Here is a 12,843-nt window from a genome sequence, read left to right on the forward strand (position 1 = left end):
TTTATCACTCCGATGGCAATGCTGTAGAATCGAATAACCCCAGCTCTTGGCTGGAAATCAATTTTTCAATGTTAAGTAAAATAATCATTTGTTCATTAACTGGTGCTAATCCAAATAAATACTGGCTGTCAAAGGCTACACCAAACTCTGGAGGCGGTTTAATATCTGAAGCCTGCATATTAATGACATCAGACACTGCATCTACCACTATGCCAACAATGCGATTATTAATATGAAGCATGATGACAATAGTAAATTCGTTATAGGAAGCCTCACCAACATCGAATTTAAGTCTTAAATCAACAATCGGAACAATATCACCACGCAAATTCAATACCCCTTTAATAAAGGCTGGGGCATTAGCAATTTTCGTAACTGGTTCATACCCCCTAATTTCACGTACCTTCATGATATCTAAACCGTAATGTTCATCACCTAAAATAAAGGTTAAATACTCATGTGCGGTGCTATCTTGACTATCTGCATCTTTTTTTGTTCAGTTATCATACTTAACCCTTTGCTTTAAAGATTCATTGATTTTCAAAGCCAATGATTCTGCATCCAATATCAATGCAACACTGCCATCTCCCATAATAGTCGCTCCAGCAACGCCTTGTACTCGGCGATAATGTTGTTCCAAACTCTTAATGACAGCTTGTTGCTGCCCAATTAGCTCGTCAACAAGCAAGGCAAAGCGCGTGTTATTAGTTTCAACTAACACTAAAATACCTTCAGTTGCTAACCTAGACTGGGGCTCTAAATCCATAACCTGATATAAATTTACAATTGGCCAATAAGCGTCACGTAAATCCAAAACTTGTTCATTACCAATAAACTTTAATTGAGAACTTTGTGGTTGTACGGATTCAATAATATTTACCAGTGGAATAATAAATATTTGCCCACCAACGGAGATAGACATTCCATCAAGGATAGCTAAAGTGAGAGGCAAGCGGATTTGAAAAGAAGAACCGCGACCCTTTTCAGAGAGTATTTCTAACCGGCCGCCCATAGACTCTATATTACGTTTCACAACGTCCATACCAACGCCACGGCCCGAAACATCAGTGACTTGTTCCGCGGTTGAAAATCCCGCAGACATGATTAATTGCCAAACCTGTTGATCGGTTGGATTTTCAGGCACATCTACATTATTTTCAAAAGCTTTAGCGAGAATACGATCACGATTGAGCCCTGCACCGTCGTCTAATACTGAGATCAAGATGTTACCCCCCTTCTGTTCAGCTTTGAGGGTGAGTACGCCGGTTTCGGGTTTACCATTAGCAATCCTGATTTCAGGCAATTCAATGCCATGATCTAGACTGTTGCGCACCAGATGCGTCAATGGATCCACCAACAGTTCAATTAAGCCTTTATCTATTTCGGTTTGGCCACCTACAATAGTTAAATCGATTTTCTTATTAAGCTTTTTAGATAAATCTCTGACAACCCTAGGAAACCGATTAAAAACAAAAGACATAGGCAACATCCGAATCGACATGATGCCCTCCTGAAGTTCTCGTGTATTCCGTTCAAGTTCGGCTAATGCTGAGCGTAGTTTTTCACTTGCAAGGCCGGTTATCTCGTCACCAATAAGATTCAGCATAGATTGCGTAATAACTAATTCGCCAACCAAATTAACTAAACTATCGATTTTTGCTATGTCGACTCTAATGCTGCTACTTTCACTTGCTTCAGCCTTCGCTTTGGTATCTGTGTTAGATTTTGAAAGGGACGTAGATTTAGCATGTTGTGCAAGACTGGATACTGAGGTAATCGAATCGTCTGTCATATCGTGAAGAACTGATGCCTCTACTTCAGTAGTAAGAGCCTCCTCCTGATAATTGGATACCTTTTGTTTAGATGAATTCGAGTCTGGTAAATTATCGTCTAAATCAACAAAAAATCCAAAACCGTCCTCTATATCAGCGATGCTTTCATCAACTATAGGTTCAAAGAATCCAAAACCATCGTCAGTGTCATCATTTACTTGCGCCATGATTTCGGAAGTATTGCTTTTACTTGAGGAATTAATTGGCTTAAAAAAACCAAAGCCATTTTCATCATCTTGCGACTCTGCCTGACTATCTGGTTCTAAAATAACTTCTAAAGATGCTGTGGTAGAATTAACTAAAGCCCATTCGATTTCGGTACTATCAGCATAGCTTTTTAACAGCTTACGAAGAGTATCAACAGCAATTAATAATTCATCTATGATATGCACTGAAAAATTAAATTTACCTTGTCGAGCTTTGTCAAAAAGACTCTCCATAACATGGGTAACAGTAATTAGCGCATCAAAGCTAAACATGCCACTACCGCCTTTTATCGAATGTGCAGCACGAAAAATACTGTTTAACTCTTCGATATCTGGCGAACTTGGATCAAGGGCTAGTAATAGGTGCTCCATCTCATCAAGATGCTCTTGGCTTTCTTCGATAAAGACACCATGAAATTGACTCATATCCATTGACATAATGTTACCAACTATTAAATAAGAGGACTTATCCCAACACTTTGGAAGCTACTTGCAGAAGCTTATCTGGATCAAATGGTTTAACCATCCAGCCAGTTGCCCCAGCCGCTCTACCGCGAGCCTTCATTTCATCGCTTGCTTCGGTAGTTAATACCACAATAGCTTTCGTCCGATATGCAGGTAACCCTCGTAATGATTTAATTAATGTTAGTCCATCCATACGTGGCATATTTTGGTCTGTTAATACGAAGTCAAAAATTTTTGTTTTACATAAATCAAAGGCCTCTTGACCATCTGAAGCCAATGTCACTTGGTAATTGGCTGACTTAAGTGTTGCTTCTACCATTTGACGAATTGAAGCTGAATCATCGACAACTAAAATGCTTTTACTCATAGTTTATGTTTTCCAACCAATACCACCCTTACAGCATTTCCAGGAGGTATAATTTCAAGGGTTTCAGCTAAGTGCTTAATTAAAGTTAAGCCTCGGCCGTAGCTTTTAGACAAATTACTCGGTTCTACATCATTCTTAAAAAAACCATGACCACTATCTTCGATATAGATTTCTAAGCGCTGTAAGTGGCTTTGCCACTGAACTTTTAATATAATTTTATTGTCATTAGATAAGTGATTTACTCTTTCCATTTTTTCTTCATAAAAAGCTAAAAAGCCATTTTCTTGTGACTTAATTTCACTATTTAACTCGAGTACGCCATGTTCAAATGCATTAGTATATAACTCAGATAACACAGTAAAGACTTTGGTCACCAAGGATAATGGCAGTTGCTTAGATATTAATTCACACAAATGTCCTGGAATATCAAACAAATCGAGTGATGCTCCCTGTAATGTGTGTTCAATAAAAAATTCACTCTCTTGAACAGTTGTTAATTCATCTTCTTCTATAAAGGACTGCAAAATATCGTGAGTATCTATTAGCACAACAGATATATCGTCTTGTGGCGATTCACATTCAACATTAAAATGCTGTTTAACACCTTCTAAAGGTTCTCCAGGTAACTTTAGTAACGAAACAAGATCATCTATGGTTAACATTTTTCCTTTATTAGATGGAGTTTCGATAACACCATCACTGAAAAGAATTACCCTTTGGTTATCTAGCAAATCAATATGTTCTGAATTAACACTAAACTGATTATCGGACAAAATACCCAATGCCATATTTTCAGATTTTATCTGCTTAATTATTTGGTATTGCTCATCGACTATAATGACTGGTGGCATACCTCCATTCCAAATATCAATAGTTTTATTGTTTGGTTGCAAATGAATAATGACTGCCGCCACAAAACGGTCTTCTGGCAAAAAATAATTTAGCTTATTATTGAGTTCAAAAACAATATTACACAACGGTAAGCCTTTTTCTGTCATGGCCCCAAATGCCTGCATCATTGGCATAAGCGACACTGCGGCTGCTAAGCCATGTCCCATTGCATCGGCTAACATGACATAATGACTGCCGTCTGGACCACTACAGTGGATAACGCCGTCGCCACTGAATAATGATGAAGGTTTAACCCAATAATTTATTGCTGGTATATCTAAATGAATTTTTCCATGCATGGCACCAAATAAATGTTTAGCCAGCGCCTGCTCCTGTAATTGTGAATCTCGCCAAATATTTATTGCTACACGTTGTGTATTATTAACTTTTTCTAAGTAACGCTGATGAATTGACCTTTTCATTTTTAGCCATAATAAATCCATCTTAATTGGCTTTAATGCAATATCGTCAATATCTTGTGTGAATGCTTCAACAAAAAAATCGGTATCACTATTGGCACTGACAATAATAATCGCCGCCATAGGTAAGTGTTCTTTCAGCTGTGAAACAAACTTAATCCCTTCCCCATCGGGTAAATGATTATCCAGTAACACCAATTCATAATTTAATCGTGGTCTACAAACTTCTTTTTTTGCTTTTTCTATTGATGTACATACAACTACTTTTATTCCTTTTTCCATAAAGAATTGTTTGTACATCAAAATACAAACAGGATTATCCTCAATAATCAAAACTGATATAGGTGGGCGACTGTCGTAAAAAAGTTCAAATGAAGGCATAAAGTTTTGTCATTTTTGCAATTTCTAGGATTTCCAAAGCACTACCATGAGCGCTTTTAATAATCAGTTTTGCACGAACACCTTTCTCATTTTTCTTTGATAATAAAACTAACATTCCTAGCGCAGAACTGTCTAAATAGTTCACTTGAGAGAAGTCTAATTGGATTTCTTTAATACCCGTTTTTGCAACTAATGACTCAACCTCTTGGTTGAATGTTTTGTGGTAACTAAAATCAAAACGGTTTGGTAACCTAATACTATAATTATCCAAAGTACTTGTCCTCAATGGTATTTCATTGTAGATGTCTGTTTTCTAGAAAAAATCGATATCACCACTTGCCATAGAACTGGCCGAAACAGGGTTATGTTTTTGAATTTTAAATTGTACAAGGCTTTCATTACACCCTTGTATCTTAGCTTCATCTTCCATACCACCAGGTTCCATCAATATATTTAATTGTGTATTAACTTGGGCTAATTGTTCAGCGGTATAAGCCAGATTTTGTGAGTTAATATCTCCAAATTGCAGCCCTCGCATTGCATCATTCAAAGACTGTTGTAATATTTGGTTATGTTCATCAAGAGCTGAAGTATGCTTTCGATTGCCTGTAGCGTTTTCCATTAATTTATCAATGGCAATGTGGACATTTTTTTTCGATTGCATTACATAAGTAACATCTTGCGAGGCAGCGCCACCAATGTCAGCAGTTAAAGTTTCAATTTGCACTGCCATATTTTTTAGTTTCTGTTGGATCTGATTACTAAAACCCGCTGACCGAGTAGAAAGCGACCTAACCTCATCTGCTACGGACGGCAAATCCGCGCCCGGCCTCGCCTGCACGTGCAGCCTCAATTGCTGCATTAAGTGCAAGTAAGTTGGTTTGTGATGCGATTTGATCAATATCTTTCATCGCCTTCATCACATCAGGAACCATAGTATTAATTCGACCGACTTTTTCGACTAGTTCCATTGAAGATGCTGACATATTGACTGTTGTTTCAACAAACTGTTCAAGAGTTTTACTGGTTTCTTGAACAAATGAAATCAACCAACTATTTCCATGCTCATCATTTTCAGATTCTAGCAACTGCATTACGCGATCTTGTTGTAGCTCTGCCAATTCTTTTAATCGAGAAAATGAAGTAACAAGGGTTTCAATAGCATCCGATTGCACATTATTTACATCGTCAACATTTTGTTTGCATTCGAGTAGGGTTGATTTTAATGTGTCCAGAAATTGTTGTTGTAATTGGTCAACATCATTAGTGAGGGTTGGCTTTGAAATCATATTTTTCACAGCCGTAGTTTGGTGATTAACAGTGGAGCTAGTCGTTATCAATTTTAGTGCAAAACCGCCAGATAGAGTGCAGATAAGTACTGCAATAAATAAAGCAACCACTACTGGCACCCAATTCATCAATAACCAAGAAATGCAAAAAGCGATAAATGAGCCTATCGCCAAAGCTACAAATGGTGATGACATAAAATGCTTTTCTTTCAAGAGACTATCCTTAATTTCTTTTTATATTAAAAGAGTAGACAGTAATTCCTTAACTGCAAATTTTATTTATATAATTTTTATTTTTTCTTATCTCTGATCATTGCCAAAATTAGCGCACCACTGCTAGGCAACCTAGAATTAACAAAACATTAACATAAGAGTTAGAGTGGCTCAAGGTATTAAATTATGCTTTTTAGGAGGTATTCGAGAAAGATAACTTACTCTTTATGATGATTATAATTGCTCATGTCATTTTGTCTTAGCAGCATACAAAAGTACTATTTTGGTCGTTTTTATGGTTATTCATCTCATTTAGCTAAAAGGTTATGTTCAAAAGCGATTGCCATATCGCACTGGGTTTTATGGTGCATAATGGGCATTTTATAAACAAAAAAGAGCATAGAATACTCTACCATTCAGTTCGTAGAACTGGCTTTTTAAAAGCTCAACATTTTTACTCCACCACTTCCTAATAAAATATCCCTAGCAGTAAGAGTGCTACAGGAAAGATTTTATTCATGGCTATTACATAGCTTTTTGTAATAGTTCTATTATATTTAATTTAACTTTTTCCTAGCTATAAGAGAACAGTATGTTTCTAACTCGTTTAATCTACGTAAGTACAGTGACAGATTTTATTAGCGAATCGTCTTTAGAGGACATACTCAAAAAAGCACGTTTGCATAATGCTAAAAATGGTATGACTGGAATGCTCTGCTTTAATAATAATTATTTTATTCAATGCATCGAAGGTAGTAGAGAAAGCGTTAATGAGACTTATAATAAAATTGTAACCGATACACGCCATTCCAACATTGTGATTATTGAATATTGCGAGATATATTCAAGAGAGTTTAGCTCTTGGGATATGGCATATGTGCCTGCAACTAAAAATATGGGGCCCATTAATTTAAAATTTTCAACCTCAACAGAATTCAACCCTTATAACATACCTGGTTCTGCAGCATTTCAGATGCTTTTGGAGCTTCGAAACAGTCTTATCTCTGTTTAACTTTTAGCAGCAGACAATAACAGAGACGTATAAAATCATTAGTGTAGGTTTGATGAACTATGGTGTTGATGGCTTAGAAAAGGCGACTGCCCTGTCACGAATCAGTAGCGAGACTTTTCATTAGACCAGAAAACTAGCTGCATATCTCATTGTCACAGATACTGGGCTAATCTCAATACGCTGTTGGCCCACTATTAAGACATTCGAAAGGTAATTTATACCACTAATGCCATCAAGAACCGCAAGCTATTTCCTAATGATGACTGAGCAAAGATGGTGATTGACTTGGTTATTATGCAAGCGTCGAAGAAATGAACGATGCCGATTAGAAACCGGTAAACGGCACAGGCATTCTATACTCGCTTATCTTTTCAATAGAGTCTGTTATCGCAAAATGCCGCAAAAAGCCTCATCATATTTGATGAGGCTTTTTTGTTGAATGTAAAGAAATCATATTAAAAGTAAAACACTAGCCAAATTTCAGCCTAACACCCGCATTAACAATGAACCCATCGTTACGGGACCAAATATCTGTAGTCCACTGGCCACTGGCCATTCTATTAGGTAACAGAAGTGGGTGCTCATCAGTTTGTCTTACATTGAGTAAGTTCTCAAAATTAATGAACCAACTTGCTTGCCCATACGTTATCTCTCCCATTAACCCAAGGTGCCAATAAGGATTAGTTTCATCAATATATGGGTTATCGTTAACCCTTTGGGTACCGGTGTAATAGGATTCAAAGCCCATTCTAAAGTTGCCATGTTGCTCCCACATAGCAACAAAACCCGCAGAGTGACGTGGGGTTAACGCTATCTCTCTTCGTTCTGAACTATCGGGTGACTCTTCACTTGTGTCTAAATACAAGTAACTTGCGGTGAGCTTAATGTCACCCAAATAGTAACGCAGCAACACTTCAGATCCCCGAATTTCACTTGTCCCTTCAGCATTAACTAACCTAACTGCGTCGAGTGTGCCGTTGTTACCCGAAGAAAAAGCCATTAACCCAGTCACATTATTAATGTTAGATCCAAAAAAAGTCAGGCTCGTCTCTGCATTTTCAAAAGCATAAGTAAAATCTAGCGATGCGGTTTTGGCCTGTTCTTGTTGTAAATTCTCAATGGGGGCTAATCTTGATAATCCCGCAGCCTCAATCTCTTCAACAAAAGGAGTTGGGGCAAAATATCCCTGTCCATAAGAGCCTCTTATGGTTAAATTGTTTGGTCGATAAAGTAGCGATACTCTTGGACTAAATTGGGTTCCGTACTCACTGTGCTCATCGACTCGAGCACTGTATGAGGTTGTGATTTGTTCCGAATGGGTATAATCAAGCTGAGCAAATACACCTGGCACCTCATAGGAATAATCAAACACTGGAAAGGTGTTTGAGGTAAAAACCTCTGACTGATACGCTAAACCGACAACCCAATCACTGTTATCTGTATAACCCGCAAGGCTGTTTTCAAGCAAATAACTCTCGTGTTTATCTTCTTCTAAGTCAATACCATAAATATGCGTGTGTTCTTGTACCATAGCCGAGGCTCGCGTATTAAAGGTCAGTGACTCTAATACCGGTAGGCTAAACACAACACCAGCGTCAAGCCTGTCTGAGTCTTGTGATTGCTCAAATGATTGACCATCTGCAAGTTTATTATCGCCTAGGGTTCCTCCCGTTCGTTGCTCTGACATCAAGCCGCTAGTCACATACAGTGTTTGTCCAGCGTCCCCTTGCCAAAATATCCGAGGCCGCACGGTATACCTTTCATAGCCAGCCAAATCAATCCAGCCATCATTATCAATATCTTGCTCATCTTGATAATGAGCGCCAGCAGTTATCGAGCCTTTTATATCCTCACTCAGCGGCGATTCAATATAAGTCGTCACATCCTGACCTGCTCGAGTGGTTGAGTTTACTAACACCTCACCGTTTAATTCATCACTTGGGGTTCTAGATATCAGATTAATCACCCCGCCCAAGGCAGAGCCACCATAAAGTGATGACGCCGAGCCTTTAATAATTTCTACCCGGCTAAGATCCGTTGGCGGAATTTGTAACAAGCCTATTGATGACGCTTGATTACCATAAAGCGGTAAACCATCAGCCAATAGTTGTGTATAACGACCATACAGACCTTGCAGGCGAATATTAGCACTGCCTAAAGCCGGAGACGTCGTTTGCAACCTAACCCCACCCGTCTCAGCCACTAGCATAGAAATGTTACCAGGCCGCATCGCGGCTTTTTCTTCAATTTCTTCACGATTAATTAATTCAACACGAATAGGCTGCTCATCGGCAATACGTCCTGAGCGCGTGGCTTGCACGATAATGGTTTCCATTTTTTCTTCGTGATCATGCTCATCATCATGCTCATCGGCATGGGTTTGCTCAGTGTGCGAATGGGTTTCGCTATTATCAGGGCTATGGATCAAATTGTCGGCAGTGCTTGCCTGACTTAAGTTTGTTATACCCAGTGACAAAATTAACGATGCCGCTGCAGAATAGCTAAACATACAACTTCCTTTTACAAAACATGACTTAAAAATGATATGCTCAAGTGTAAAGGTTACAGTTACTGGAAGGTCAAGTTGAAAATAAGTGAATTGGCATTAGCAGCCCAAGTATCGGTAAAAACAATCCGATATTATGAGCAAATTGAGTTACTATCCGCCCCAGTCCGCACTGATAATGGCTATCGTCATTACCAACAAAAAGACATAGAAACGCTAATTTTTATCCGAAGATGCAGAGAATTAAACATTGCATTAGATGACATTAAACGCCTAGTTGATACCCAACAAGACCCCAAATCCTCATGCCTACTGGTAGATAACATTATTGCCGAGCAACTGGCACGTATTCAGCAAACTCAGCGAGAGCTGGCATTATTAGAGCAATCATTAGCCACCCTTGCCTCTTGTTGTAAAAGCCACCAAATTAAAGACTGCAGCATTTTACAAAGCCTAAAATCACCGTCAGTCATAACGTAAGTCAATTAGCCTGCGCTTTTTACAAAAATTGAATCGTTCAGAAAATCCCACCTTAGGTTGATATTAGCATAGCTAACTTAAAGGTATTTTTGCTTGAGAAATTTCAAGTGCTAACACCCTGAAATAGAGAATAATGCTGACGCGAAGATAACTATTGTCGCGATAGACAATTACGTAGCTTGCGTAAAAGAAAGAGGAGCACTCAGTTTAAATTCCTATTTTTCGCGCAAATAAGGAGGCACCTGGGGTTCAAAGTTTTATCTTTCGCCAAAACAAAAAAGCCTCATCATTTCTGATGAGACTTTCTCGTTGAATGTGGCGGAGGGATAGGGATTTGAACCCTAGAACGGGATAAACCGTTGCCGGTTTTCAAGACCGGTGCATTCGACCACTCTGCCATCCCTCCGAACGCGGCGAATAATATGACAACCTATTGATGCTGTAAAGTCCTAATTGAAAAAAAATGTTCAATTGTCTACTTTAAGATCACTTTGGCTAATCTTCATCCTTTTTAAAGGCAATTCTTGCTGGATCTGGCATTGTGAACGAATCAAACCAGCTGTTCCATGAAGAATAACGACTAGTGTAATAGGCGCCAAATACCATCACTGAACAGACTAAAATGCCTAAACCGATTGCCTGCTCACCTGCCCCTGCAAATGCGGCCACAATACTTGATGCGCCAAATGCGACACTGATTTGAATAAAGTTCTGTAATCCAGCGGCTTTGGCGGCATCATCTTTAAATGTTTGCAATGCATTGTTCACTACAATGGGGTATATCGCACCATTCGCTGCGGCCATAAAAGCAAATACGATTAATAGTGGATAGATGGTTGTCATCTCGAAAGCAATGGTCAGAATTGAAATCAAGATTGTCGTGGTGAAGAAAATACCAAGCTGTACTTTCAAGGCTATTTGACTACCAAGACGTTTGATCAGTATTTTGCCGCTATAACCACCCACAATGAACATGATAGTTTGTGGAATAAAACTTAAGCCAATCGCTGTTGCATCAAAGCCAAATTTATCCATCACCGCTGGCCACAGGGTTAAGTAAGCAAAGAAAGCACCAGAACATGCGGCAAAAATCATCACATTACCCACATAGAATGGATTTGCTAACATTTGCTTGAATGTCATCGCTTTATCTTTATCAGCTTTAATCGCTTCAGCGCTAGGCTTGTCGGCTTTGACAAAAATTTGAGTCATCAAAATCAACAACACACCGAGTAACGCTAAACAAACAAAAATGCTTTGCCATCCCCAATATGATAAGAAGAATGCTCCAATTAAAGGTGCTATTGCGGGTGATAACGCAACAAGTGGCATAATGTTAGACAATACATGCTGAGATTCTTGTGCATCATACTTTTCAATGACCAAAGCTTGCCAAATTACACTGGCACTGCACACTCCTATAGCTTGAATGAAACGGCCAATATTCATCATGACAATATTATCGCTAACAATGATTAGGCCAGTAGCCATAACAAATAGCATTAAACCTAATAGCAGTGAATTTCGCTTACCCCATTTTTCAACCAATTTGCCGTAAAGCAGTTGGCCAAAAGCTAAACCAGCCAAGAAAGTCGTTAGCGACATAGCCACATCAGTAGAAGATGCACCAAGTGAGCCTTCAATTGATTTAAAAGCAGGTAAATACATATCGGTGGCGATAAAGCACAGCATGCTGAGAATGGTTAAATAGAGAAAAAAGCCAGCTTTCTCAATAACACCAGGGGATTTTTGTTGTTTACTCATATCTAATACTCACATTATTTTTCATTAGACATAGTTTAATTATTAGAAATTCATCTGTGAAACGTTTATATTTGAACACAGCCATCAAAAAATATCATAGCAAGGTTGCCCTATGCTTTCAGAACAAACGCTACACATGATTGATATCGTTGCTCGATTAGGCAGTTTTACTGCGGCGGCGAATGAGTTACATAAAGTACCGTCAGCGGTAAGTTACGCTGTTAAGCAAGTAGAAACTGATATTGGTGTGGTGTTATTTGAGCGTCACCATAGGTCGGTAACCCTCACTCAGCCTGGGGAGCATTTTTTAAAACATGCTCGCGAGTTACTCAGGCAAATGGAGGAGCTAAAACGGGAAACTCAACGGGTGGCAAATGGTTGGCAACCCACTTTATCTATTGCATTAGATAATATTGTTAGAGCTGATAGAATTAGCTCCTTAATTGCTGATTTTTATCGCCATTTTGATGATGTAGAGTTAATCATTCAAATTGAAGTGTTTAATGGTGTGTGGGAATCTTTGGCCAGTGGCCGCAGCATGGTAGCCATAGGTGCAACGACTGCAATACCTGTGGGTGGTGTTTATCAATATCGTGATATGAAAGACATTGAGTGGGCCTTTCTAGTCAGTAAAAATCATCCACTCGCCGCAATTGATAGGCCGCTTGAAGACGATGAACTTAAACAATATCCAGCTATTTGTTTAGAAGATACCTCAAGAGAAATCCCCAAACGCACTACCTGGCTTTTAGATAATCAACGCCGCTTAGTGGTCCCCGACTGGATAAGAGCCATTAATTGTTTTCGCTCTGGCTTAGGTGTGGGTTATATGCCAATTCATCTTGCTCAGCCCTTTATTAGCGGTGGAATGTTAATTGAAAAACAATTAAAAAACCCGAAAGCATCCAGCCCTTGCTGTTTAGCTTGGGATCAAGACCGCATGTCCCCTGCACTGCAATGGGTGTTAGATTATTTAGGTGACACAGAAAAATTACATAATGAATGGCTGGCATAGGAA

At 38.8% G+C, this 12,843-nt stretch carries 11 protein-coding genes, 1 tRNA gene and 2 pseudogenes; 4 read left to right on the plus strand and 10 right to left on the minus strand.

Going from position 1 to position 12,843, the window contains the following annotated elements; translation table 11 throughout:
- Positions 1 to 4: 4 nt before the first annotated feature.
- From ACRWQN_RS11975 to ACRWQN_RS12005, 7 genes and pseudogenes are all read right to left on the minus strand, one after another.
- Positions 5 to 457 (minus strand): annotated as a pseudogene (locus ACRWQN_RS11975) (chemotaxis protein CheW); the annotation flags it as partial.
- 39 nt (positions 458 to 496) lie between these two features.
- Positions 497 to 2,476 carry a chemotaxis protein CheA gene (locus tag ACRWQN_RS11980; protein WP_434937937.1) on the minus strand — a complete coding sequence of 660 codons (1,980 nt, stop codon included), beginning with the start codon at positions 2,474 to 2,476 and terminating at the stop codon, positions 497 to 499.
- Between the two features lie 28 nt (positions 2,477 to 2,504).
- Positions 2,505 to 2,870, minus strand: a complete 366-nt coding sequence (locus ACRWQN_RS11985; protein WP_434926307.1) for a response regulator — start codon at positions 2,868 to 2,870, stop codon at positions 2,505 to 2,507.
- Entirely contained in the window at positions 2,867 to 4,561 is a 1,695-nt protein-coding gene (locus tag ACRWQN_RS11990; protein ID WP_434937939.1) for a SpoIIE family protein phosphatase, read from the minus strand. The genes ACRWQN_RS11985 and ACRWQN_RS11990 overlap by 4 nt, the downstream gene beginning before the upstream one ends.
- Positions 4,548 to 4,832: an STAS domain-containing protein gene (locus tag ACRWQN_RS11995; protein WP_434931768.1), complete on the minus strand. Its 285-nt coding sequence runs from the start codon at positions 4,830 to 4,832 to the stop codon at positions 4,548 to 4,550. Before ACRWQN_RS11995 ends, ACRWQN_RS11990 begins: the two co-directional genes overlap by 14 nt.
- A gap of 42 nt (positions 4,833 to 4,874) precedes the next feature.
- Positions 4,875 to 5,294: a hypothetical protein gene (locus ACRWQN_RS12000; RefSeq protein WP_434937941.1), complete on the minus strand. Its 420-nt coding sequence runs from the start codon at positions 5,292 to 5,294 to the stop codon at positions 4,875 to 4,877.
- 64 nt (positions 5,295 to 5,358) lie between these two features.
- Complete coding sequence (locus ACRWQN_RS12005) at positions 5,359 to 6,063, minus strand: methyl-accepting chemotaxis protein (protein WP_434937943.1); 705 nt, start codon at positions 6,061 to 6,063, stop codon at positions 5,359 to 5,361.
- A 592-nt stretch (positions 6,064 to 6,655) separates the two neighbouring features.
- On the opposite strand from ACRWQN_RS12005, the gene ACRWQN_RS12010 reads away from it, so the two are divergent.
- The gene (locus ACRWQN_RS12010; protein WP_434926310.1) at positions 6,656 to 7,075 is read left to right on the plus strand and encodes a BLUF domain-containing protein; all 420 of its coding nucleotides are present in this window, start codon (positions 6,656 to 6,658) and stop codon (positions 7,073 to 7,075) included.
- A gap of 162 nt (positions 7,076 to 7,237) precedes the next feature.
- Positions 7,238 to 7,387 (plus strand): annotated as a pseudogene (locus ACRWQN_RS12015) (IS256 family transposase); the annotation flags it as partial.
- 157 nt (positions 7,388 to 7,544) lie between these two features.
- Here the strand turns inward: ACRWQN_RS12015 and ACRWQN_RS12020 are convergent.
- Positions 7,545 to 9,584 carry a TonB-dependent receptor plug domain-containing protein gene (locus tag ACRWQN_RS12020; protein WP_434937945.1) on the minus strand — a complete coding sequence of 680 codons (2,040 nt, stop codon included), beginning with the start codon at positions 9,582 to 9,584 and terminating at the stop codon, positions 7,545 to 7,547.
- A gap of 75 nt (positions 9,585 to 9,659) precedes the next feature.
- Between ACRWQN_RS12020 and ACRWQN_RS12025 the strand changes: the two genes are divergently transcribed.
- On the plus strand, positions 9,660 to 10,061 hold the full coding sequence (locus ACRWQN_RS12025; protein ID WP_434937946.1) for a MerR family transcriptional regulator: 402 nt from the start codon (positions 9,660 to 9,662) through the stop codon (positions 10,059 to 10,061).
- Between the two features lie 316 nt (positions 10,062 to 10,377).
- On the opposite strand, the gene ACRWQN_RS12030 is transcribed toward ACRWQN_RS12025, so the two are convergent.
- Positions 10,378 to 10,467, minus strand: a tRNA-Ser gene (locus ACRWQN_RS12030).
- A gap of 89 nt (positions 10,468 to 10,556) precedes the next feature.
- Positions 10,557 to 11,825, minus strand: coding sequence for a purine nucleoside transporter PunC (gene punC / locus ACRWQN_RS12035; protein ID WP_434937948.1), 1,269 nt, complete (start codon positions 11,823 to 11,825; stop codon positions 10,557 to 10,559).
- 112 nt (positions 11,826 to 11,937) lie between these two features.
- Between punC and punR the strand changes: the two genes are divergently transcribed.
- Positions 11,938 to 12,840, plus strand: coding sequence for a DNA-binding transcriptional activator PunR (gene punR / locus ACRWQN_RS12040; protein ID WP_434937950.1), 903 nt, complete (start codon positions 11,938 to 11,940; stop codon positions 12,838 to 12,840).
- Positions 12,841 to 12,843 lie beyond the last annotated feature (3 nt).

Origin of the sequence: Shewanella sp. HL-SH8, assembly GCF_051165765.1 — a bacterium.
Lineage (GTDB): Bacteria > Pseudomonadota > Gammaproteobacteria > Enterobacterales > Shewanellaceae > Shewanella > Shewanella glacialimarina.